This is a genomic window from Psychroserpens algicola, from assembly GCF_014526325.1.
In the GTDB taxonomy this organism is placed as follows: Bacteria; Bacteroidota; Bacteroidia; order Flavobacteriales; family Flavobacteriaceae; genus Psychroserpens; species Psychroserpens algicola.
The window spans coordinates 779,101-801,955 of the sequence record NZ_JACNMJ010000001.1; the positions used below are offsets into that span (position 1 = coordinate 779,101).

The window sequence follows — 22,855 nt, forward strand, 5'->3', positions numbered from 1 at the left end:
ATCAATGAGTTTGCGAATGCTCTATTCTAAAACCAACATCTGTGATGCCTTCTAATTTATCAATGCCATCCACACTTCCGTTTTGTCTCATGGCATGTTGTATGGTAACGGTATACTCTCCTGATTCATTAAATATGAAAGGCGTTTGATATCCTTTATACCATAATTTATTTTCTTTAACATCGGTAAATCCTGTTCCTAAAAAAGTCCCATCTGGATTTGCCATTTTATATTCTAATGTGTCCTTAACTGTTTTTCCATTAGGATAATTAAGCTCTATAATCAAAAATAAGTTACTGTATTTATATGCTTCGGTATTCCTTAAATTAACATATAAATTATAGGTATTTGTTGAATCTGGCGGATTGATTTTAAATTCTACTTTATTGTCTTTATCCCATTCATCTGGCACCGATTTATATTCGTCAAATACACGATTAGCATCACAAGATACTGTAACTACTATTATAAATAAACAAATGAGCCAGCACTTATTTTTTTGCATTACTATTCTTTGGTTTTTTGTTATGCGGTCTTTGTTTGTTTCTATTATTTCTACGTTTCTTTTTACGTTTTGGACTATCAAAACGTGTTAAACTGTCTTGACCAACAACGTTTTCAAACTCTGTTTTAGTATCTTCTATAAGTTGAGATGCGTATTCTTCTAAACTTGCTACTTTTTCTTTTCGCTTATTTTTTGCAATAATTTCATTGGCCTGTTCAGTCGTTAATACGTGCCAATTCATCCATTCGCCTTCATATGCATACCACATATGGCCTTTAAAAATATCAGTTTTTTGACATACAGCTTTTCCTTTTTCTGTATACAATCTTGTTTCAGTTTTAGGAAATGCTTTTAATGCATCAAGGTAGGCATCTAATTCGTAGTTAAGACAGCATTTTAACTTCCCGCATTGACCAGCGAGTTTTAGTGGGTTTAATGATAATTGCTGGTAGCGTGCTGCTGAAGTGCTAACAGATCTAAAATCGGTTAACCATGTAGAACAACACAGTTCTCTTCCACAAGAACCAATACCACCAAGTCGGGCTGCTTCTTGACGAAAACCAACTTGTTTCATTTCAATTCTAGTTCTAAACTCTCTTGCAAAAACCTTAATCAGTTCTCTAAAATCGACACGTTCTTCAGCGGTATAATAAAATGTCGCTTTACTAGCATCACCTTGATACTCGATATCAGAGATTTTCATTTTAAGCTTTAAATCGATAGCAAATTGTCTTGCTTTGACTTTCATTGGTTCTTCCTTATCTCTTGCCGCCGACCAAATATCAATATCTTTTTGGCTCGCCTTTCGATAAATTTTTAGAACGTTTTCTTCGTCATCAATATTGATTTTTTTACGTTTCATTTGCACTCTTACCAGTTCACCTGTAAGAGTTACCATACCAATATCATGGCCTGATTTGGCTTGTGTAGCAACAATATCTCCTATGCTTAGTGTTAGATTTTCTGTGTTTTTGTAGTATTGTTTTCGTCCATTTTTAAAACGGACTTCAACACCTTTGAAGGGTTCTTGACCTTGCGGTAACGACATGTTGGCCAACCAATCAAAAACAGTGAGTTTATTGCAGCTATCTGTACCGCAAGTTCCATTGTTTTTGCATCCTTTGGGTTGTCCATCCTTTCCAGTTGAGCAACTGTTACAACTCATGAAATGTTATATATAATCCAGTAAACAAATGTGTTTCTGAATGACGATTAATATTAATTTTGAAATGTAAAGATAAGATTATTTATTCACAAAAATAAGGAAAGAGATACCGACTAATTTTACAAGGGTATTTAAAATATAAAACCCTATATTTAAACATGTTATAAAATTTATTGCTCACATTTTCATCTCAAATCGATGATAAAGCATAACACTTTAAAACCATTGATTATGAAATTTAAAATTACACACTGTTTACTTACTTTTTTCTTTTTAAGTTTTAGCTATTCTCAATCTCCAAATCAAAATGCTAATGGAGGCGAATTTGTTTTTAATTCAGACAAGTCTCCATGTTTAACTACCGAACAAAGAAACCATATAAAAGAAACATTACAAGCTAATGAAGGTCTGCTAAAACGTGAAAACGCACTTTTTGCTTCTCAAAACCGAGGAGGAGGTCATCCTTTATTTATTTGGCCATTAAGAAAAGCTACAGAATCAAATTACAATGAGATTTATGGAATTTCTGGATATGTAGATCATAATCCCAGTTATCCAAATCAATTAACCGATTACAATTGTGGCACTAAATCTTATGATACTAATAGCGGTTATAATCATCAAGGCATCGACATGTTTACCTGGCCTTTTGGATGGAAAATGATGGATAATGATGAAGCTGAAATAATTGCTGCTGCTCCTGGGCAAATAATTGCAAAACACGATGGTGAGTTCGATCGAAGCTGTAATTTTAATAATAATATCTGGAACGCTATATATGTACAACACTTTGATGGTAGTGTTGCTTGGTATGGACATATGAAAAATGGCTCATTAAATCCGAAAAACGTAGGTGATATGGTTGCCGAGGGCGAATATTTGGGTATTGTTGGCAGTTCCGGAAACTCTACAGGACCTCATTTACACTTTGAAGTGTATACAGATAACAGCTATACTCAATTGGTAGATCCTTATGCTGGAAGTTGTAATAACATGAATGTTGATTCTTGGTGGCAATCGCAAAGACCTTATATCAACCCAGGAGTAAATGCTGTATTGACACATGATGCAGACCCTATATTTCCAGCCTGTCCAACAACCGAAACCACAAATGAAGAGAATCAATTTGACCTCAACCAATCCATTCATTTTGCTATATATTTAAAAGACCAGATTGCGGGAACAAGTGTAAACCTTAGACTTATTAGACCTGATAATACAGATTTATACAATTGGAATTTTGACTTAACCGACAATTATCCAGCATCATGGTGGCGATGGATTTTCACATTGGATATTCAAGGCGAATGGAAATGGGAGGCGACTTATGGTGGAGACACTGTAACTCATGCTTTTAACGTTGGTGATCCACTGAGTGTTGAAGATAACGATTTAAGCCAAACTTCGGTGTATCCTAACCCTTTTACCGATCATGTGCAAATCATTTCAGATAAAAAAATTGTGAAAGCTAAGGTTGTAGATGTTTTAGGTAAGTCTGTTCTTTCAATTGAGCAGTTTTCCGAAGGTATTCAGAGTCTTAATCTTGAAAACCTCTCGAATGGTCTATATATTATAAAACTCGAAAGTGATTTGAAAGAGACAAAAACAATCAAACTTGTTAAAGAATAAAAAACAATTAATTAAACTCTATCTCGTAGTTTAATCTATTGGATAGAGTTTTTAATTCTGATTTCGATTTAAATGCATTAGAAAAAAGCAATTGGCTCCACCCTATTTTTTTGGAATAATCATTAAATGACTCTTCTCTCCAATTAAACCCTTCTTTCCAGAATTTATTGGGAGAGACATAACAAAACGTATAATCAAAAATTAGGCTAGACTGGTTTTCTCCCTGAAGTGTCGACAAGGTTTCAGGAGCCATTAAAATGATGTGATTTTCAATGCAATTAGCTCTTATTTCTGAAATCATTTTAGGATAATCCTTTTCAAGAGATGAAATATTAAAATCGTTGTACTCTGTATTTCCTATTTTTTGAATAGGTCTAATTTGAAGAATGTCAAATCCTTTTGCGCTAAAGTGTTTGAAGAAATCCTTTAGTTCGTAGAAATTATCTTTATTGAACGTATAATTAATTCTGACTTTAAAATCATAGGTTGCTTTTAACTTAGCAAAGGCCTTAAACGCATTTTGAAATTTTTCATAGTTCGCTTTTTTCATGAAATTCTCATAACTCTCTTTAGTTACACCATGAAGTGATATGGTGAATTCATTAAGTCCTGCTTTTAATAAGTCTTCTATTTTCTCTTCAGTAAGTAAATTAGCATTGGTCGTTATAGAGATATATGGCACCTTATATTGCTTACCTAATTCTACAATTTTAACTAGGTTTTTGTAAAGTGTAGGTTCGGTTCCACAACCTATTTGAAGTTTTAAAGCTCTTTTGAAAATGGCCTTAGCCACTTGATCTAAGTCATCATCTTTAAATTGACCTTTGAGTGTTTTTACATAATCTGCATCGGTGAAATAGCACATTTTACAACGTAAATTGCATGCCATAACAGGATCTAGGTTAACTGCTAAATAACGTTTATTGAATTTATGGAGCAGGTATAGCGCTAGAAATTTAATTCTGTGGCTTTTAATTTTTCTGTTAAGTTGTAAAAGTTTGTAGATGTTCATTTACACAGTTTTCTTAAAGGTATCAAAAATATTCCTTAAGTCTTTTTTATAGGGTAAATGATCTGCTCTTCCTTTTTTAAAGATATCGTTGCTATTGCCTTGACCTTTGCGAAGTGCTTTTTGTTCTTCATGTGGTAACCTGTTAATTTCCATACATGATGTAGAACAGCAGTTTTCCATTTTTTCTTTACATTCATCACACTGGATAAACAACAAGTGACATGCTTCATTAGCACAGTTCGTATGCATGTCTGCTGGTTTTCCGCATTGATGACAATTGGCAATGACATCATCAGAAATACGCTCAGACCGTCGTTGATCGAACACAAAATTCTTGCCTAGAAACTTATTCTCTAAGTTATTAGCTTCAACTTGTCTCACATAATTTATAATACCTCCTTCAAGCTGAAATACATTTTTAAAACCTTTATGTTTATAATAAGCACTGGCTTTCTCACAACGAATACCACCTGTACAGTACATCACTAATTTTTTATCCTCTTTATGAGCTCTTAAGTCTTCTTCGATTAAATCTAGAGATTCTCTAAACGTATCTACATCAGGAGTAACAGCATTTTTAAAGTGACCTATTTCACTTTCATAGTGATTTCTCATATCGACCAGAACCGTGTCAGGATCTTCTATGAGTTCATTAAATCTCTCAGCATTAACATGAACACCTTTATTAGTCACATCAAAAGTATCATCGTTTAAGCCATCGGCTACGATTTTATGACGTACTTTAACTTTCAGTTTTAAAAAGGCGAAGTTATCGTGTTCTACAGCAATATTTAATCGCACATTTTCTAAAAATGATATGGTATCCAAATGTTGCTTAAAAGCATCGAAGTTTTCTGCAGGCACAGAAAGTTGAGCGTTAATTCCTTCGTGAGCAACATAAATTCGACCCAAGACATCTTGTGCGTCCCAAGCTAAAAACATGTGGTTTCTAAAAATTTCGGTGTTGCCAATTTTGGCGTACTTGTAGAAAGAGATTGTTAAGCGTTCTTTTCCTGCTTTTTCAATAAGTTCGGCTCTTTCTTTAGCACTCAAGTTATTGTACAGTTGCATGCTATACTAATTTTAAGGTTAAAGAATTATTTTGCAAAGGTATTCTTTTTAATAGAATATCAAATGAGTACAATAAAAAAGCCCTTTAGACGATCTAAAGGGCTTTTTTGAGGACTAACTCGTTATTTATATTTTTAATTTGTCTTAAAAACATATAACGAGTTATCCACCATCGGCCTTACAGTTACTGTTAGTCTGTACAGAAACTGTAACGCCTGAAGTTTTGTTAAAAATAATTTTTCTAAAAAATCGCATTTCTTTTTTATCAAAAATTAAATGTTGGATATGCCAGATTTGGCTTCTTTTTCATAGCAAGATTTCCCAATCTCAATTGGTAGATGCAAAAAGTTTAAAAAGGTTGCGTCATTCCATGAAAAAAATTAAAAGTTGTTGTATTTTAGCTAACGTTTCAAAATTAAAAATACAGATAGATGAGCAGTGAAAAAGACGCAAAATTAAAAGCGCTAAAATTAACCTTAGACAAGTTGGATAAAGCCTACGGAAAAGGAACGGTTATGAAAATGAGTGACCAAGCCATAGTTGATGTAGAAGCTATTTCTTCTGGTTCTTTAGGATTAGATATTGCTTTAGGAGTTGGTGGTTATCCTAGAGGACGAGTTATAGAAATTTATGGACCAGAATCTTCTGGTAAAACCACACTGACATTACATGCCATTGCCGAAGCTCAAAAAGCGGGAGGTATTGCTGCTTTTATTGATGCCGAACATGCATTTGACAGAACTTATGCTAAAAATTTAAATGTTGATATCGATAACTTGATTATCTCTCAACCTGACAATGGAGAACAGGCTTTAGAAATTGCCGATAACTTAATTCGTTCGGGAGCTATCGATATCGTTGTTATAGATTCTGTTGCTGCTTTAACTCCAAAAAGTGAGATTGAAGGTGAAATGGGTGATTCTAAAATGGGATTACATGCACGATTGATGTCACAGGCTTTAAGAAAATTAACAGGTTCTATTAGTAAAACGAATTGTACTGTTATTTTTATAAACCAGTTAAGAGAAAAAATTGGTGTTATGTTTGGGAATCCTGAAACCACAACTGGTGGTAATGCTCTTAAATTTTACGCTTCAGTTCGTTTAGACATTAGACGATCTACTCAAATTAAAGAAACTGATGGTACAGTTGCTGGTAACAAAACCAGAGTTAAAGTTGTAAAAAACAAAGTAGCTCCACCATTTAAAATGTGTGAGTTTGATATCATGTATGGTGAAGGTATTTCAAAAGTTGGTGAAATTTTAGATGTCGCTGTCGAGCATGAAATCATTAAAAAAAGTGGCTCATGGTTTAGTTATGGTGACACCAAACTAGGTCAAGGTCGAGATGCTGTTAAAGCATTGATAAAAGACAACCCAGAACTAATGGATGAGCTTGAAGAAAAAGTACGGGCTATCATCCATTCGGCAGAATAAAAAACTCATTACAATAAAAAAATCCCATTATTTGGGATTTTTTTTTGTTTCTAGACGCAACCTTTCTTTAAATTATGCATCTATGTAGTGAAATCTTTTGTATTTCAAAATTAAATTATGTGTATGAAGAAAATTTTTTTATTAAGTTTTTTAATGTTATCACTGTTTTCATGTAGTGTTGAAGATAGTGCCCCAAACTTCTATTATGAGGTTTTACCTATAGAAAGTGTTGATATTCCTGACTCGTTTGAATTTGGAAATGTTCATGAAATTAAGCTAACTTATTTTAGGCCTTCTGGGTGTCATGTGTTTAACAACTTTTTTTATGAAACAGATTTAAACCAACGAACAGTTGCTATTATAACTACTGTTCTTCCTGATACAGATTGTAATCAGGAAGCTGTATTAGAAGAAGTGGCTTTCAATTTTGAGGTTAATAGCACTGGTCCCTATACATTTAGGTTTTGGTTAGGAGTTGATGAAAATGGTAATGACACTTACTATATTGTAGAAGTTCCAGTAGACGATCAGTAATAGAATAAATTAACTAAACTAAATTATGTGAGTTTAGACCAACTCATAGAGCGATGTAAAAAAAATGATGCTCAAGCACAAAGTCAACTATATAAGCTATATGCGAGTAAACTGTTTTCGATTTGCTTGAAGTATTCGCGAAACTATGTCGAAGCCGAAGATAATTTGCAAGACGCATATATTACGATTTTTAAAAAAATAAATCAGTTTAAAAATCAAGGGTCTTTAGAAGGTTGGATGAAGCGTATTACGATTAATACTGCGTTACAACGCTACAGAAGTGTTGGTGTTTTTGACATCGTTAATGAAGGGCAAATTGAAGATGTGACTGTAGATATCGATGATGATCATATTCACATAGATTTTTTGTTAAACATCATTCAAGAGTTACCAGATCGCTATCGACTGGTTTTTAACTTATATGCCTTAGACGATTATTCGCATAAGGAAATTGCAAAACTGTTAGATATTTCTACAGGAACATCAAAATCAAATTTGTCAAGAGCACGTTTGATTTTAAAAGAAAAAATAGAACAATACAAAGCGAGACCCAACTCGCAAAGTTTATAATGAGTGAAAAAAAGAATATAGACAAACTCTTTAAAGAGCAACTGAAAAATTTTGAAGTTGCTCCTAACGATGCTGTCTGGGAACAAATAGAACGCGAACTTCATAAAGACAAGCGCAAGCGCAGGGTAATTCCTATCTGGTGGAAGGTTGCTGGTGTCGCTGCTGTCTTGGCTCTGTTATTTACTGTTGGAACTAAAGTATTTAATACCAATACTGAAAACACTTTAGACCACGATGTCGTTAACACCAATACTAATAATTCTAAGGAGGACATCAAATCAAATCCTGATAAAGATGAGACAACTAAAGGTTCGCCTATTAAACCTTCAGAAGATTCAAATACTACTGAAATTGTAGATACTAAGGTTTCAGAAGAGCAATTCAACCCATCAACTAACACCAATGTTTCGAAGGAGCAATTCACAACTAATACAAACTCAGATTACAAAAATTCTGTGACAACTTCCTCTTCAGAGGATCAACCTTTAGAGCAGCAAAGTGAAAAGAATTCGGTTGTAAACAAATCTCAACAACGTGAAGCCATAGCATCTTCTGATAAACAAAATAAAGACCAAACACAGACTAAGGCAACACAAACTAATGCAGTGGTTAATAACTCTCAAGATTTAAAACCTGAGTCTGAAGATGATCAAAATAAACTCAACAAAGAGCAATCTGAAATTGATCAACTCATCAAAGCATTAAAAGATAGTAATTCAACACGTGTAAGCGCTTCTGATAATTCAGAGAAAGACAATGCATCATCTGTAATAGACAGTTCAAAAGCAAATGAAATTATTAAAGAAGATAATGCAATTGAAACTGCTATAGCTGAAGCTCAAAAAGACAAAGATTCCATTGCAGAAGCCGAGGCACCACTAAAACGATGGAGTGTAGCGCCTAACGTAGCTCCAGTTTATTTTAATACGCTTGGAAAGGGATCTTCTTTAGATAATCAGTTTATAAACAATACCAAAGAAGGAGATGTCAATGTAAGTTATGGTGTAAAAGGAAGTTATGCCATTAGTGAGAAATTAAAAATCAGAGCAGGAATCAACAAGGTTGATTTAGGCTATTCGACTAATAATGTGCTTTCGTTTGATGGCACAAGTCCTGCGGCTAGTGCTCAGCAAATAAAAAATGTGAGACTTAACGATTCTATTAATAACAGTGCTTTTGTAAGTGCTAATAATATCAGTTTTGCTACAGGTCCCGAAATTTTATTTACTAAAGAGCAAGGCTCTATAAGTCAGCAACTTGGTTTTATTGAGGTACCAATTGAGCTTGAATATAGCTTAGTGGATAAAAAAATTGGAGTAAACCTTATTGGTGGTTTTAGCACCTTGTTTTTAAGTGATAATGAAATTTATTCGGTTAGAAATAATGGAGACAAAACACTCGTTGGAGAAGCAACCAATATTAATGACATGAGTTATAGTGCCAATTTTGGACTTGGTGTGAATTATAATATTTCAGAAAAATTACGATTTAATCTTGAACCGACGTTCAAGTATCAAATAAATACATTCACTGATACGTCTGGTGATTTTAAGCCATTCTTTATTGGAGTGTATACAGGACTTAGTTTTAAGTTTTAGGTTTTTTAGTTGGTTAGATAATTATTGCAATATTATATGCAATGATGACGAAAAGCTGCTCTGTGCCAAGGGCAGCTTTTTTGTATTAAGAATTGAATGCATGCAATTGATTTAGTAATAAATCATAGGCTTGAGTATTTAAGCGTTTAGTATCCTCAACGGTTAAGCCTTCGGTTGAAATAAATTTATGCATTTTAACACGCATTTGCCCTGGGCTGCCGCTAAAAAAGGTGTATGAAAATCGCTTTTTATTATCTCCAAACGTAATTGGTACTATAGGAATGTGATGGTTTATTGCCATTCTAAAGGCGCCATCTTTAAATTCGTCTAACACTATGTGTTCGTCTGGAACACCGCCTTCAGGAAAAATACAAATACTCATACCTTGTTGTAAACGTCGTTGCGCTCTTAAAAAAACAGCTTGTCTGCTTTTAGGACTGCTTCTGTCTACCAAGATACTTGTACGCTTATAGAAAAAACCAAATAGCGGAATTTTAGCCAATTCTTTTTTCCCAACAAATACAAACGGATTTTTAACTGTCACTAACATCAACATGATATCTGCCATTGAAGTATGATTGGCAATAAACATATAGCTTTTATGAGCTTCAGGGATTTGTTCTCGTTGTATTTTTACATTGAATCCCATACCTATTAAAATAAAGCGAGCCCATAACCTAGATATTTTAAAAAAGAAAGGGTACCATGATTCTTTTAAAATGGATACAATCAAAATAGGAAATAATACAACAATAGGTAAAGCCACTAAAATGTAGAACCAAATGCGATATAAAACCCAAAATATAGATTTGAAAAACTTCATGAGGCTCAAAACTAGTTAAATTAATTCAACAATTCTACTAAAAAAATTACCTTTGCTGACGATATCAAATGAAATAGTAATTAAATAGATTTTCGTTTTACGAAAAGAGCATATGGCAAGAATACTTACAGGCATACAAAGCACAGGAACACCACATTTAGGAAATATTTTAGGTGCAATTTTACCAGCGATTGAAATGGCTAACGATACTTCTACAGAATCGTATTTGTTTATTGCTAATATGCATACTCTAACTCAGATAAAGGATGCCGATTTATTACGTCATAATACCTATTCGGTTGCAGCCACATGGTTAGCTTTTGGTTTAGACATTAACAAAACTGTATTTTACAGACAGAGTGATATTCCACAAGTAACAGAATTAGCCTGGTATTTAAATTGTTTTTTTCCGTATCAACGTTTAAAGTTAGCTCATGGTTTTAAAGATAAAGCCGATCGTTTAGATGATGTCAACTCTGGGTTATTCATGTATCCTATGCTAATGGCTGCCGATATTTTATTATATGATGCTCATATTATTCCGGTAGGAAAAGACCAATTACAACACATAGAAATGACACGTGATGTAGCGACCCGTTTTCATGCAAAAATGGGAGAAACCTTTGTTTTACCTGAAGGAAAAGTACAAGAAAATACGAAACTCATTCCTGGAACCGATGGTGAAAAAATGAGTAAAAGCCGTAATAATTTTATCAATATTTTTCTTCCTGAGAAAAAACTACGCAAGCAAATCATGTCTATAGAAACTGATAGTACACCACTTGAAGATCCTAAAGACTGGAGTACTTGTAACTGCTTTGCACTTTATAAGTTATTAGCTTCGGAAGCAGAAATTGCAACGATGAAATCCAATTACGAAAATGGTGGTTATGGTTACGGTCATGCGAAACAAGCTTTATTTGAATTGATACTTGAAACATTTGCAACTCAGCGTGAACGTTACAATCACTATATGGAAAACCTCAACGAAATTGATGCTGCATTAGCGGTTGGAGCCGAAAAGGCAGCACGTGTAGCCAATGATGTATTACAACGAGTTCGTGAGAAAGTTGGGTATTAAATTAACTCAAATAACTTCCCAGGAAGCGGTCGTGTCACCCCTTTTAATTCCATAGTCAATAAAATACTAGCCACTTTAAAAATAGGCATTTGACATTCTAAGGCAATAACATCTAATAGTTGTTTACCATGTCCTTTGAGGTAGTTATAAATTACTTTTTCTTCGGAAGTTAATTCGACAAACAGTTGTTTCTGTATCGAAGGCTTTTCTTCTCGTTCTAATTCCCAGTTTAACATATAAGCAATGTCTAAAGGGTTAGAAAGCATGTGTGCTTGCTGTGTTTTAATTAAATTATTACATCCTATACTCTGATTATCAGTAGTACGACCAGGAACTGCAAAAACATCGCGATTGTAGGAGTTGGCAATATCTGCAGTAACTAAACTTCCGCCTTTTTCAGCAGATTCAATAACTATAGTCGCTTCACTTAAGCCAGCGATAATTCGGTTACGCTTTAAAAAATTGTTCCGATCAAAAACAGCTGAGCTCCAAAAATCGGTTAAAAATCCGCCGTTTTTTTCTACATCAGCCATATACTTTTTGTGTGACTTAGGGTAAATTTGATTCAATCCATGGGCTAAACATGCTATCGTTTGTAAGTTGTTTTTTATTGACGATTTATGTGCTGTGATATCTGTTCCGTAGGCAAAACCAGAAACGATTACCGGATTAAAAGGCGCTAATTGTTCAATAAGTTTTTCGCAAAATGCTACACCATAGCTTGTGATCTTTCGAGTGCCTACGATGCTAATTATTCGCTGTGATTTGAGTTCTATACAACCCGATTGAAATAATAACATCGGACCATCAATACAATGTTTTAATTTTTCAGGATAATTGTCATTAGTAAAATAGAGGCATGTAATGTTATTCTCTTTGATAAATTGTAACTCGGTTTCGGCTTTGCTTCTATGAGACGCATCAAAAAGAGTACTAATTGTCGTCGTACCAATACCATCAATTTTAAGCAAATTAGACCGTTTTTCTTTTAGTACGCCTTCTGCAGAACCACAATATTGAATTAACTTTTTGGCAGTAACATCACCAATTTTTGGCACATGCTGTAAGGTGAGCGTATAAATTAAATCCTGATCTGTCATTAATATAGTATATTTTCTATGCGCAAGTAACAAAAAATTAGCTTGTTAATAAATACTTTTCTGGATGTTTTATTCGCATTAAAAAAATTTTAACTTTGTTTTTATGCAATTAGAGACTTACATCAGCGACTTACTATATCGATATGATTGTGTTATTGTACCTCAATTTGGTGCATTTTTGACACATCGTGTTTCTGCCAAAGTACACGAAACAACACATTCATTTTATCCACCTAAAAAGGCCTTATCTTTTAACGAGCAGTTACAAACTAACGATGGACTTTTAGCAAATTATATTGCTGAAGTTGAAAAGGTGCCTTACCAAGTTGCTGTCGAAAAAATTGCAAAACAAGTTAAAGCTATCAAATCATATTTGATTGAAGGCGAAACGATAGCATTAAACAATATTGGTGATTTAATTTTAAACACTGAAGGAAATATCAACTTTGAACCTTCTCATCATATCAATTATTTAACTGATGCTTTTGGCTTATCTCAGTTTTCTTCAGTAAATATTACGAGAGAAGTTCATAAAGAGACCGTTGAGGAACTTGAAGACGTTATTCCTTTAACCATAACTCCTGAAAAACGTAAAAGCAGACCCTATCTTAAATATGCCGCTATTGCTTTAATTGCTTTAACTATTGGAGGTTTTGGAGCATCTAAATTTTATGCAGGTCAAATTGAAAATCATAATCAATTAGCACAGGAAGAAGCTAATGAGCAATTAGATGCTAAAGTACAAGAAGCGACTTTTGTGATCGAAAATCCATTACCTGCTGCAACATTAACCGTTGAAAAACCTACCGGAAACTATCATATTGTTGCTGGAGCCTTTCGCGTTGAAGCAAATTCAGATAAAAAAGTGCAACAGCTTAGGGATTTAGGATTTAAAGCACGTAAAATTGGCGTAAACCGCTATGGTCTTCATGAAGTTGTGTATTCTAGCCATACCGATCGTTTAGAAGCCTTAAAAGCCTTAAGAACGATAAAACGCACTCACAATCGCGACGCTTGGTTATTAGTGAAAGCTATAGACTAATCGCTATCTATTTTATTTCTTTATATTATCTTAAATCGTTTACTTAGGATTTAAAATCGGCTTACCTTTGCACGAATTAAACCCAACAGTTAAATGGAACCAAGAACAGCATTTCAGTCTAAAACAATTATGACCGATTTGGTATTACCAAGTGAAACCAATCCTATAAATAATCTTTTTGGTGGTGAATTGTTAGCGCGAATGGACCGAGCTGCAAGTATTGCTGCTCGTCGTCATAGCCGACGTATTGTCGTAACTGCTTCTGTAAATCATGTCGCTTTTAACCGATCTATTCCTTTAGGAAGTGTTGTCACTATTGAAGCAAAAGTTTCAAGGGCATTTACAAGTTCTATGGAAGTCTTTCTTGATGTCTGGATTGAAGACCGAGAATCTGGTGAATGTATTAAAGCTAATGAAGCCATTTATACATTTGTAGCTGTTGATGAAACCGGTCGTCCTGTAAAGGTTCCTGAACTCATTGCTGAAACTAAGCTAGAAAAAGAACGCTATGATGCTGCTTTGCGACGCAAGCAATTAAGTTTAGTTGTGGCTGGGAAAATGAAGCCTGGCGATGCTACTGAGTTAAAAGCCTTATTTTTTGATTAAACTTTTGGTATGTAAGCTCTACTGATAAACTCAACTTATGAGACCCTGAAACAAGTTCAGGGTGACGTTAGCGATGCTGCCCGATTAAAAGCCCTATTTATTGATTTAACTTTTGGTGTTTAATCCTTAATTATCTATGTGAATTCTAATTGATGGTAATCTCTCTGAATATTATCCTATACTTATCATACGCCCGTTATCAATCTTATAAACAATGGTTTTTCGTCATTCTGAACTCGTTTCAGAATCTCATAACGGAACAATATTATTGTGAGACCCTGAAACAAGTTCAAGGTGACGTTAGCGATGCTACTAGGTTAAAAGCCTTGTTTTTTGATTAAAATTTTGGCATGTAAGCTCTACTGATAAACTCAACTTGTGGGACCCTGAAACAAGTTCAGGGTGACGTTAGTAATGCCACGCGACTAAAAGCCCTATTTATTGATTAACCTTTTAGCATTAAATCCTTATTAACTACCAATGTGAATTTTAATTGATGGTAATCTCTCTGAGTATTATCCTATGCTTATCAAACTCCCGTTTATCAATCTTATAAACAATGTTTTTCGTCATTCTGAACTCGTTTCAGAATCTCATAACGGAACAATATTCTTGTAGGACCCTCAAACAAGTTCAGGGTGACGTTAGCGATGCCACCCGACTAAAAGCCCTATTTATTGATTTAACTTTTGGCATTTAATCCTTAACTACCAATGTGAATTCTAACTGATGGTAATCTCTCTGAGTATTATCCTATGCTTATCAAACTCCCGTTTATCAATCTTATAAACAATGTTTTTCGTCATTCTGAACTCGTTTCAGAATCTCATAACGGAACAATATTCTTGTAGGACCCTCAAACAAGTTCAGGGTGACGTTAGCGATGCTACTAGGTTAAAAGCCTTGTTTTTTGATTAAAATTTTGGCATGTAAGCTCTACTGATAAACTCAACTTGTGGGACCCTGAAACAAGTTCAGGGTGACGTTAGAGATTCCACCCGATTAAAAGCCCTATTTATTGATTAACCTTTTAGCATTAAATCCTTAACTACCAATGTGAATTCTAATTGATGGTGATCTCTCTGAGTATTATCCTATGCATATCAAACTCCTGTTATCAATCTTATAAACAATGGTTTTTCGTCATTCTGAACTCGTTTCAGAATCTCATAACGGAACAGTATTATTGTGGGACCCTGAAACAAGTTCAGGGTGACGTTAGCAATGCTACTGGGTTAAAAGCCTTATTTTTTGATTAAAATTTTGGCATGTAAGCTCTACTGATAAACTCAACTTGTGAGACCTTGAAACAAGTTCAAGGTGACGTTAGTAAAGTTTACATCTTATAAATCCATGAAGCTGGATTTTCAGGTTTGGAATCTTTATAGATATTGAATCCTAACATAGATTCACCTTCGCTATTGGTAAACACCTCTCCTATCACCTGATTTCTTGTGACTTTATCACCTGGTTTTACATAAAACTTAGATAAATTTCTATAAATAGTAATATAATTACCATGTCTTATCATGATAATTGGATTGTAATTTTTTTGAACAATCACTTTAGAAACTTCACCTTCAAAAACGGCTTTTACTTTTGCACTCTTTTCGGTAGCAATCCTTACACCATTACTCTTTATTTTAACCGTTGGATCAATAGGAGATTGTTGAGTTCCATAGCGTACTTTCACTACACCTCGTTCAACAGGCCAAGGTAGTTTTCCCTTATTTGAGGCAAAATTCTTAGCTATTATTTTTGCTTTCGGTGTTAATGCAAAACCTTTAGAAGACGAAGAGTTTCCTGCTTTTCTATTAGATTCAGCGATAGCCTCTTTGATGACGCGTTCAATTTCTTTATCAATCTTATCAATTTGCTGCTGTGTTTGTCTGATTTTTGACGCATACGAACTCATGTTTTTTCGTATGGAAGCCATTAATTTTTCTTGCTCTTTTAATTCTTTTTCGAGTTCTTTTTTGGTAATTCTGTTCTCAGCAACCAGTTGATCTTTATCTTTTTTCTGACGTATTAAGTCGGTATTTAATTCTTGTAATTTTAAAGTTTTAGCTTTAATCAAATCGCCTTGCTCTTTTTGATAATCGGCATACTGTTTAATGTATTGCAATCTTTTGTATGCTTGCTTAAAGTCTTCTGAAGATAGAAGAAACATCACTCTACTTTGTTCAGATTTACTCTTATACGATTTGACAATCATTTCAGAATAATCTTGTTTCAGTGTTGATAATTGATTTCTCAAACTTGAAATTTCATTTTGATTAGCGTTAATTTCACGAGTCAATAAGTTGGCCTGATCATTAGTCACTTTTATTAAATCTCGTCTCACACTTACTTTGTAATTGAGATCTTCAACCAGCGAGATAACCGATTTTTCCTTTTTTTGATCTGAAAATAATAATGAATTGAGCTGATTTAATTCCTTCTGAAATTTGAGACGTTTAGCCTCTAGTGCCTTTTGCTTTTCACTTTGTGCTTGTATTGAAAAACTATTCAATACGACTAACAGAACAAGTATATAGGTTGATTTATTTCGCATTTTCTAAAATTATTTCTTCAAAACCAGAAGGTATTCTAAATGGGAATCTCACATCTTCGTTAACAGAAACCGATTTATACTCCATGACCACATTAAGTTCTTCGGAATCTTCAACAGCTATAATCTTAAGGTTTTTGGGTAGTATCTCTTTTTCGACTTGCTGATAACTCAAGTAATCTATTTGCAGGAATCGCTTTTTTAGAGGTTGAAGCAATTGCTGAGAATCCATTTTAAAATGTGATGGATTAAATAGTAAAAACAACTCTAGTAAAGCACCTTGGTTTTTAGGTTGAAGAATATAGGATTTGTCATTGGTAGAAATGATATAATTATCATCTTTTAAATTAAAAAGCGCTTCTCCAATTAATAAACTTTGAACCTTTTTATAATCGAGGTCAATTCCCAATAAATCACTTAGTAGCTTATAATCACCATCAAAATACTGGTTATTGATTTTGTCATAAAACTTAACACTATCTGGTGTAATCATTGCTCTGGCAAGACCAAGCGTTGCGCTAATCCATATGGTCTTATCCTTTTCCATACGTAAATTAACGGTATATGACGATTCTTTTAAGTCTTGAATTACATCAATCTTAACTTTAGCCTGAAGTGTTTTAAATTTGGCATCTTGCTTACCATTTTCTTTAATTAATTGTCTTGCAGATAACTTGTCGTCGACCTCTCCTTTTGTTACAATACTGCGAGCAGATTTACAGGAAACACATAGTCCAACAAACATACACACTAATCCAATGTTTAAAATCCTCATATATTATTGATCTTTCAATAAAGCTTGCGCCTTTTTAGCAAACGCTTCAGATTGGCTAATATTATTTAACTGCTTATAAGCCTCACTTAATTGTTGGTAGAAATCGGCTTGCATTTTTGGATTTTCAACAATATAGTCCAAGCCCATTTCCAGACTTTCAATAGCTATTTCAGGCTGTTTTATTTTATTGTTTGCAACTCCATTAATTAAATACAAAATAGGCTGCGCCGGAAAAATTTCTATAGCCTCCATACTTTTCTCTGCAGCTTGTTCGTCTTTGTTTATATCGATTTGAAGTAAAAGCACATCTCTAATTATTTTAAACTCATTGGGTTCTTGAGTTAAAGCTTCTTCATAATAGCTGAGTGCTTTTTCTTTATCATTAGATTTTAAGTAATATTCGGCTAATTCTAATAACGTCTTTACACTTTTATCTTCACTTACTAAAGCTGTAATCTCTACCAAATCACCTTCATGTTCTGGATGAGTTCCAACAAACTTAACAAAGTCATTAAGCACTTTTGTTTTAGCTTCAGGTTTAATCACAGGACTGGTTAACACCACTTTCATCGAATTTATAGCATTGTCGGTATCATTTTCATCTAAATAAAACTTGTATAATGCCAAATGCACCAACTGTGACTCCGGATTAATACTTTGTAGGCGCTTTGCAGCATCAAACGCTTTTTTTGTTTCACCTGTTTCACTATACCTATAAATGAGTCTTAAATAGTTAGATTCATCTTCAGGGTTGCTTTTAACACGTTCTTCTAGGTTGTCTATACGATCATCATGATTCCCTGTGATATTGTAAACCTGATTACGCAAATAATCACGATCTTCACTGTAACCTAATTGCTCATCCATTTCATCAAGCAATTTAAGGGCATCTTTATATTTTTTCACGCGAATATACAGTGACGCTAAATCTTGTTTATAATCTGGATGAAACTTGACCAGTTGCTTTACTGTTTTTAAAGCTTTATCCATTTCATCTTGCTGGATATAAACATCATATAATTCGTCTAAAAACCATTCGTTTTCAGGTGATTTAGACACTGCCTTCTTTAATGCATCTTCAGCAGCTCCAAAATTTTTAAGGGCTTTGTAATTTTTTCCTAATTCGTAGTATAATACGGGATCATCATCATTTAAATCGATGCATTTTAAAAGCGCATTTGCCGACTTTTGGTAGTTTTCAATCCCTTTCTGTTTAAGCGCTTCAAAGAAGTATTCTTGAAATTTATCTTCCACATTACCCAAATCGTCATCTGGACGCTTATTAAAATCGACTTGTGCAAAACTGCATGTAGGAAACAGAGCTATTCCGAAGATTAAAAGTAGGATATATAGTTTAGTTTTCATGATGTAGATACTTCGTATGTACTGCTCTTAAGTCAACAATTATTCCAAAACTGAATAATCACCAATACTAATGGCAGTGAAATTACCATCATAAGTAACGTGGTTACCAATCATAGCATTGTCTAAATTAGCATTTTTAATCTTAGTATGGTTTTGAATTAAGCTATTTTTAACGGTTGAATTGTCTATAACACAGTTATTTCCAATAGAAACATTAGGTCCTACAGTTGTATTATTAAGTTCGACATTTTCACCTATAAAGCAAGGTTCTATAATTGTAGAATTATTATTTTTTACTGTTTTTGATACCATTTGCTCTTCACCATCTTCGGTTAAGAAACCTAGCATTTTGGCATTTGTATCTAAGGTTACGTTTTTATTTCCGCAGTCCATCCACTCATCAACCGTTCCTGTTTTGAAAACTTTGCCGTCAGCCATCATACGTTTTATTCCATCATTAATCTGGTATTCACCTCCATTCATAATGTTTTCGTCAAGCACCTCTTGAAGCTTGTCTTTTAATACCGCTACATCTTTAAAATAATAAATTCCGATGACCGCTTGATCACTTACAAAAGTTTCTGGCTTTTCTACCAGCTCAACGATGTCTTCATCTGCATTAAGCTTAACAACACCATAAGCTTCGGGATTAGCCACTTTTTTAGTCCAAATAACACTATCGGCATTGGGATCTAAATCAAATTCAGCACGAATTAAAGTATCTGCATAAGCCACAACGGCTGGTCCTGATAATGAAGGTTTTGCACACATGATTGCATGACCAGTTCCTAAAGGTTGGTCTTGACGGTAAATAGAAGGTTTAGCGCCTAAGCTTGTAGCTAAATCTTTTAAACTATCAACCACGTCGTCACCAAACCAAGCAGGATCACCCAGAACAAAAGCTATTTCATTTATAGGTTGTTTTAATACTTTTGCAATGTCTTTTACCAATCGGTGTACAATAGGTTGTCCAGCTACTGGGATTAATGGTTTAGGTACTGTTAAACTGTGAGGTCTGAGGCGAGATCCACGACCTGCCATTGGTACTATTATTTTCATGAGTTAATCTTCAATATTTACTTGTAATTTATGTTTTTTAGCTATCCTGTTAAAAGCCTCCAGTTGATCTAGTTCTTTCATTTCAGAATATATAAAGCCGATATGTTTTTGTGCATCAATATTATATGGCGAATCCATTTCGACATAGAGGTAATAGGCTTTAATCATATTTTCTAAAGCAGGTTCATAGTCTTTTTGAAAATATAAAATTCTGCCCATTCCGTAATAACCTTCGGGATCATCATCATAAATTGATTTATAGTTCTCATAAGCCTGTAATGCATTTGTAAGATCATTTTTAAGTGAATAGGCTACAGCAATATTCATGAGCGGCATTTTTCCCTTCGGATCAATGGCTAGAGATGTTTTATAACACCTAATCGCTTCATCAAAATTATTTACTTTTCGGTAACTATACCCTAAATTGTCCCAAGCAAAAGCAAAATTTTTATCTTTTTTAACCGCCTTATTAAATAACACAATTGCGCTGGTATATTCTTGCTTTGCAAAAGCAAGTTGCCCTTTTTCATAAAACTTCATGGCTTTTTTACGATCTGAATATGAGTTTTCACTCGCCTCATTATCGGTAAAGTAAATTTGCTTCATTTGTGGGCAATTCTCATAGAGATACTCTTCAATACGTTCGTAGTTCTCATCCATGATAATGATATTTTGATTGTCAGTATCAACAGATATAGAGTCTATTTTAGAAATGTCTTCAATTTTACTGAGTGTATCATTCACTTTTTTTAAACCAGATGTCATCATTTGGTTCATCTGATACATCATATTGGCGGTTGTGATACATGTCTTTATTTTTTCACTTTTCTCTTTCTTACTTAGATCAAAATCTATCTCATTAATACATGTACAGGCTTCTCTTGAAATGTCTTTGATTTTTTTAGAGATATCATCCTCTTGTGATATTGAGCTGAAGCTAGATATTAAAGCAAAAATAATCAGTGAAATTTGTTTCATGTTTGTCATTTTTATTTTGTTCCGGTACTTCCAAAACCACCTTCTCCACGAGCTGTTTCAGATAATTCGTCAACATCTACCCATTCAGCACGTTCATGCTTAGCGATGACCAGTTGAGCAATACGCTCTCCGTTATTGATTATAAAATCGTCACCAGATAAATTAACTAATATAACGCCTATTTCTCCTCTGTAATCTGCATCAATCGTTCCAGGTGCGTTAAGAACTGTGATTCCTTTTTTAGCAGCCAATCCGCTTCTGGGTCTTACTTGAGCTTCTATACCAACTGGCAACTCGATAAATAGTCCCGTTCCTACAATACTTCGTTCTAAAGGTTTTAATGTTCTTGGTTCAGATAGGTTAGCACGTAAGTCCATTCCTGCTGAAGCAATCGTTTCGTAATGTGGTAAATCGTGATTTGACTTGTTGATGATTTTGATTTGCATTTTATCGTTTTAATAGTTGTTTTATTTCCTTTTTTTCTGAAAAGAACACAATACTCAAAAATACAATTAACATTGAAATTCCTATCATATAATTGGCTCTAAAATAATAGAATGACAAAACAGACATGCTAATGGAGAGTGCCATATACAATCCTATCTTTTTTAGGTTATACGGGATTGGATAGTATTTTTTTCCGAAGTAATATGACAATAGCATCATAATACTATAAGCTGCAAGTGTTGCAATTGCTGAAGCTTTATAGCTATAGGTTTTGATAAAAGCAATATTAATTATAAGCGTTATAACGGCACCTATAATTGAGATATAAGCTCCAAATTTTGTTCTGTCTGTAATCTTATACCATACTGAAAGGTTGTGATAAATTCCTAAACAGAAGTTGGCCAGTAATATAACCGGAACAACCCACATCGCTTCCCAATACGCTTCACTTCTTACTATTAAAGGTTTTAAAATATCTGCAAAAACGACTACTGTCAGCATAATAACAGACCCGAAAGCAACAAAGAATTCTAAAATTTTAGCATAGTTTTTTTGAGGGTTATCACTTTTAGCATGACTAAAAAAGAAGGGTTCGATTCCCAATCTGTATGCGGTAGCAAATAAAGTCATAAACAGTGCTATTTTATAACATGCCGAATACATACCTATTTCGGTTTCGGCTACATCAGGAGGAAGCAATCTATCTAATAAAATACGATCAAAAGTTTCATTTATCGAAAATGCAACACCAGCAATTAAGACAGGAAAGGCATATCGAAACATGGTTTTCCACAGTTGCTTGTCAAACTTATACTTTACATTTATATAAAAAGACGTTAGTAAAATCAGTGTCACAGCACTGGCGATAAGGTTAGCTATAAAGATGTAACTGATTTCAAAATTAGGCTTATAAATAGCGTCAAACACATTACCATCAACAGCTAAGTCTTGTAATGCCAGTAAAAAGAATAAGTTGAATCCTAAATTAATTATGACATTTAGAATTTTGATAATTGCATAGCGCATAGGTTTTTGAGTCGCTCTCAACCATGCAAAGGGAATAATAACTAAAGCGTCTAAGAGTAAAATCCAAATTACAAGATTAATGTATTTGACATCAATTTGGATGATTGATGCTATGTGATTCTGACATAGTAGAGCTAAGCTGAAAAAACAAAAAGAGGATACTATCAGAGAGATGGTTGATGTCCCTACTACTTTACTTTTGTCTTGTTCTTTATTAAAAAAACGAAAGAATGCAGTTTCCATTCCGTAGGCTAAAATCACATTAAACAATACAAAATATGAGAAGATAACCGACACTTTGCCGTATTCTGCTACTGAAGACAACACACCTTTTGTCGTATATAATGGCACTAATAAGAAACTTAACATTCGAGGTAAAACAGTAGCTAAACCATAAATGAATGTTTGCTTAAAAAGAGATTTTAAAGTGCTCAAGAGTTTTAATTTGTTCTGCTAAAAATACGTTTTTAGCAAACATCAAC

Annotated in this window: 21 protein-coding genes; 8 read left to right on the forward strand and 13 right to left on the reverse strand. The window is 33.8% G+C overall.

What is annotated here, in order from left to right; translation table 11 throughout:
• Position 1 precedes the first annotated feature (1 nt).
• The gene (locus H7350_RS03150) at positions 2 to 505 is read right to left on the reverse strand and encodes a gliding motility lipoprotein GldH (protein WP_204344416.1); all 504 of its coding nucleotides are present in this window, start codon (positions 503 to 505) and stop codon (positions 2 to 4) included.
• A complete protein-coding gene (locus H7350_RS03155; protein WP_204344417.1) occupies positions 492 to 1,670 on the reverse strand; it encodes a PSP1 domain-containing protein in 1,179 nt (392 codons plus the stop codon). Before H7350_RS03155 ends, H7350_RS03150 begins: the two co-directional genes overlap by 14 nt.
• A gap of 231 nt (positions 1,671 to 1,901) precedes the next feature.
• Between H7350_RS03155 and H7350_RS03160 the strand changes: the two genes are divergently transcribed.
• The gene (locus tag H7350_RS03160; protein ID WP_204344418.1) at positions 1,902 to 3,299 is read left to right on the forward strand and encodes a peptidoglycan DD-metalloendopeptidase family protein; all 1,398 of its coding nucleotides are present in this window, start codon (positions 1,902 to 1,904) and stop codon (positions 3,297 to 3,299) included.
• Positions 3,300 to 3,306: 7 nt separating this feature from the next.
• Here the strand turns inward: H7350_RS03160 and H7350_RS03165 are convergent, their stop codons facing one another.
• Positions 3,307 to 4,311 carry a radical SAM protein gene (locus H7350_RS03165; RefSeq protein WP_204344419.1) on the reverse strand — a complete coding sequence of 335 codons (1,005 nt, stop codon included), beginning with the start codon at positions 4,309 to 4,311 and terminating at the stop codon, positions 3,307 to 3,309.
• Positions 4,312 to 5,382 (reverse strand): oxygen-dependent tRNA uridine(34) hydroxylase TrhO, encoded by a 1,071-nt coding sequence (trhO, locus tag H7350_RS03170; protein ID WP_204344420.1) that lies wholly within the window; start codon positions 5,380 to 5,382, stop codon positions 4,312 to 4,314.
• A 431-nt stretch (positions 5,383 to 5,813) separates the two neighbouring features.
• Between trhO and recA the strand changes: the two genes are divergently transcribed.
• The 4 genes from recA to H7350_RS03190 all read left to right on the forward strand — a co-directional run bounded on the left by recA (position 5,814) and on the right by H7350_RS03190 (position 9,520).
• Positions 5,814 to 6,818: a recombinase RecA gene (gene recA, locus H7350_RS03175; protein ID WP_204344421.1), complete on the forward strand. Its 1,005-nt coding sequence runs from the start codon at positions 5,814 to 5,816 to the stop codon at positions 6,816 to 6,818.
• A gap of 123 nt (positions 6,819 to 6,941) precedes the next feature.
• Entirely contained in the window at positions 6,942 to 7,352 is a 411-nt protein-coding gene (locus H7350_RS03180) for a hypothetical protein (protein WP_204344422.1), read from the forward strand.
• A gap of 27 nt (positions 7,353 to 7,379) precedes the next feature.
• The gene (locus tag H7350_RS03185; RefSeq protein ID WP_204344423.1) at positions 7,380 to 7,922 is read left to right on the forward strand and encodes a sigma-70 family RNA polymerase sigma factor; all 543 of its coding nucleotides are present in this window, start codon (positions 7,380 to 7,382) and stop codon (positions 7,920 to 7,922) included.
• Entirely contained in the window at positions 7,922 to 9,520 is a 1,599-nt protein-coding gene (locus H7350_RS03190; RefSeq protein WP_204344424.1) for a hypothetical protein, read from the forward strand. Before H7350_RS03185 ends, H7350_RS03190 begins: the two co-directional genes overlap by 1 nt.
• A gap of 85 nt (positions 9,521 to 9,605) precedes the next feature.
• Here the strand turns inward: H7350_RS03190 and H7350_RS03195 are convergent, their stop codons facing one another.
• Positions 9,606 to 10,343, reverse strand: a complete 738-nt coding sequence (locus H7350_RS03195; protein ID WP_204344425.1) for a lysophospholipid acyltransferase family protein — start codon at positions 10,341 to 10,343, stop codon at positions 9,606 to 9,608.
• Positions 10,344 to 10,455: 112 nt separating this feature from the next.
• On the opposite strand from H7350_RS03195, the gene trpS reads away from it, so the two are divergent.
• Positions 10,456 to 11,424 carry a tryptophan--tRNA ligase gene (gene trpS / locus H7350_RS03200; RefSeq protein ID WP_204344426.1) on the forward strand — a complete coding sequence of 323 codons (969 nt, stop codon included), beginning with the start codon at positions 10,456 to 10,458 and terminating at the stop codon, positions 11,422 to 11,424.
• On the opposite strand, the gene dprA is transcribed toward trpS, so the two are convergent.
• On the reverse strand, positions 11,421 to 12,524 hold the full coding sequence (gene dprA / locus H7350_RS03205) for a DNA-processing protein DprA (protein WP_204344427.1): 1,104 nt from the start codon (positions 12,522 to 12,524) through the stop codon (positions 11,421 to 11,423). The genes trpS and dprA overlap by 4 nt on opposite strands.
• Positions 12,525 to 12,627: 103 nt before the next feature.
• Here dprA and H7350_RS03210 point away from each other — a divergent pair, with 103 nt between their 5' ends.
• Together H7350_RS03210 and H7350_RS03215 are read left to right on the forward strand one after the other, a co-directional pair.
• Complete coding sequence (locus tag H7350_RS03210; RefSeq protein WP_204344428.1) at positions 12,628 to 13,566, forward strand: HU domain-containing protein; 939 nt, start codon at positions 12,628 to 12,630, stop codon at positions 13,564 to 13,566.
• Positions 13,567 to 13,659: 93 nt separating this feature from the next.
• The gene (locus H7350_RS03215; RefSeq protein WP_204344429.1) at positions 13,660 to 14,172 is read left to right on the forward strand and encodes an acyl-CoA thioesterase; all 513 of its coding nucleotides are present in this window, start codon (positions 13,660 to 13,662) and stop codon (positions 14,170 to 14,172) included.
• Positions 14,173 to 15,508: 1,336 nt separating this feature from the next.
• Here the strand turns inward: H7350_RS03215 and H7350_RS03220 are convergent.
• The 7 genes from H7350_RS03220 to H7350_RS03250 are packed head-to-tail and all read right to left on the reverse strand — an operon-like array spanning position 15,509 to position 22,808.
• Positions 15,509 to 16,726: a murein hydrolase activator EnvC family protein gene (locus tag H7350_RS03220; protein ID WP_204344430.1), complete on the reverse strand. Its 1,218-nt coding sequence runs from the start codon at positions 16,724 to 16,726 to the stop codon at positions 15,509 to 15,511.
• Positions 16,716 to 17,498: a lipoprotein insertase outer membrane protein LolB1 gene (gene lolB1 / locus H7350_RS03225; RefSeq protein ID WP_204344431.1), complete on the reverse strand. Its 783-nt coding sequence runs from the start codon at positions 17,496 to 17,498 to the stop codon at positions 16,716 to 16,718. Before lolB1 ends, H7350_RS03220 begins: the two co-directional genes overlap by 11 nt.
• Before the next feature lie 3 nt (positions 17,499 to 17,501).
• Positions 17,502 to 18,863: a tetratricopeptide repeat protein gene (locus tag H7350_RS03230; protein ID WP_204344432.1), complete on the reverse strand. Its 1,362-nt coding sequence runs from the start codon at positions 18,861 to 18,863 to the stop codon at positions 17,502 to 17,504.
• Positions 18,864 to 18,902: 39 nt separating this feature from the next.
• Entirely contained in the window at positions 18,903 to 19,922 is a 1,020-nt protein-coding gene (locus H7350_RS03235) for a sugar phosphate nucleotidyltransferase (protein WP_204344433.1), read from the reverse strand.
• 3 nt (positions 19,923 to 19,925) lie between these two features.
• Entirely contained in the window at positions 19,926 to 20,900 is a 975-nt protein-coding gene (locus H7350_RS03240) for a tetratricopeptide repeat protein (RefSeq protein ID WP_204344434.1), read from the reverse strand.
• Between the two features lie 11 nt (positions 20,901 to 20,911).
• Positions 20,912 to 21,346, reverse strand: a complete 435-nt coding sequence (dut, locus tag H7350_RS03245) for a dUTP diphosphatase (RefSeq protein ID WP_204344435.1) — start codon at positions 21,344 to 21,346, stop codon at positions 20,912 to 20,914.
• Position 21,347: 1 nt separating this feature from the next.
• Positions 21,348 to 22,808 carry an oligosaccharide flippase family protein gene (locus H7350_RS03250; protein ID WP_204344436.1) on the reverse strand — a complete coding sequence of 487 codons (1,461 nt, stop codon included), beginning with the start codon at positions 22,806 to 22,808 and terminating at the stop codon, positions 21,348 to 21,350.
• Positions 22,809 to 22,855 lie beyond the last annotated feature (47 nt).

What these genes read in the sequence shown, in the direction of transcription:
- H7350_RS03150 (WP_204344416.1), bottom strand. Translation starts at nt 505, where the DNA reads ATGCAAAAAAATAAGTGCTGGCTCATTTGTTTATTTATAATAGTAGTT.
- H7350_RS03155 (WP_204344417.1), bottom strand. Translation starts at nt 1,670, where the DNA reads ATGAGTTGTAACAGTTGCTCAACTGGAAAGGATGGACAACCCAAAGGA.
- H7350_RS03160 (WP_204344418.1), top strand. Translation starts at nt 1,902, where the DNA reads ATGAAATTTAAAATTACACACTGTTTACTTACTTTTTTCTTTTTAAGT.
- H7350_RS03165 (WP_204344419.1), bottom strand. Translation starts at nt 4,311, where the DNA reads ATGAACATCTACAAACTTTTACAACTTAACAGAAAAATTAAAAGCCAC.
- trhO (WP_204344420.1), bottom strand. Translation starts at nt 5,382, where the DNA reads ATGCAACTGTACAATAACTTGAGTGCTAAAGAAAGAGCCGAACTTATT.
- recA (WP_204344421.1), top strand. Translation starts at nt 5,814, where the DNA reads ATGAGCAGTGAAAAAGACGCAAAATTAAAAGCGCTAAAATTAACCTTA.
- H7350_RS03180 (WP_204344422.1), top strand. Translation starts at nt 6,942, where the DNA reads ATGAAGAAAATTTTTTTATTAAGTTTTTTAATGTTATCACTGTTTTCA.
- H7350_RS03190 (WP_204344424.1), top strand. Translation starts at nt 7,922, where the DNA reads ATGAGTGAAAAAAAGAATATAGACAAACTCTTTAAAGAGCAACTGAAA.
- H7350_RS03195 (WP_204344425.1), bottom strand. Translation starts at nt 10,343, where the DNA reads ATGAAGTTTTTCAAATCTATATTTTGGGTTTTATATCGCATTTGGTTC.
- trpS (WP_204344426.1), top strand. Translation starts at nt 10,456, where the DNA reads ATGGCAAGAATACTTACAGGCATACAAAGCACAGGAACACCACATTTA.
- dprA (WP_204344427.1), bottom strand. Translation starts at nt 12,524, where the DNA reads ATGACAGATCAGGATTTAATTTATACGCTCACCTTACAGCATGTGCCA.
- H7350_RS03210 (WP_204344428.1), top strand. Translation starts at nt 12,628, where the DNA reads ATGCAATTAGAGACTTACATCAGCGACTTACTATATCGATATGATTGT.
- H7350_RS03215 (WP_204344429.1), top strand. Translation starts at nt 13,660, where the DNA reads ATGGAACCAAGAACAGCATTTCAGTCTAAAACAATTATGACCGATTTG.
- H7350_RS03220 (WP_204344430.1), bottom strand. Translation starts at nt 16,726, where the DNA reads ATGCGAAATAAATCAACCTATATACTTGTTCTGTTAGTCGTATTGAAT.
- lolB1 (WP_204344431.1), bottom strand. Translation starts at nt 17,498, where the DNA reads ATGAGGATTTTAAACATTGGATTAGTGTGTATGTTTGTTGGACTATGT.
- H7350_RS03230 (WP_204344432.1), bottom strand. Translation starts at nt 18,863, where the DNA reads ATGAAAACTAAACTATATATCCTACTTTTAATCTTCGGAATAGCTCTG.
- H7350_RS03235 (WP_204344433.1), bottom strand. Translation starts at nt 19,922, where the DNA reads ATGAAAATAATAGTACCAATGGCAGGTCGTGGATCTCGCCTCAGACCT.
- H7350_RS03240 (WP_204344434.1), bottom strand. Translation starts at nt 20,900, where the DNA reads ATGAAACAAATTTCACTGATTATTTTTGCTTTAATATCTAGCTTCAGC.
- dut (WP_204344435.1), bottom strand. Translation starts at nt 21,346, where the DNA reads ATGCAAATCAAAATCATCAACAAGTCAAATCACGATTTACCACATTAC.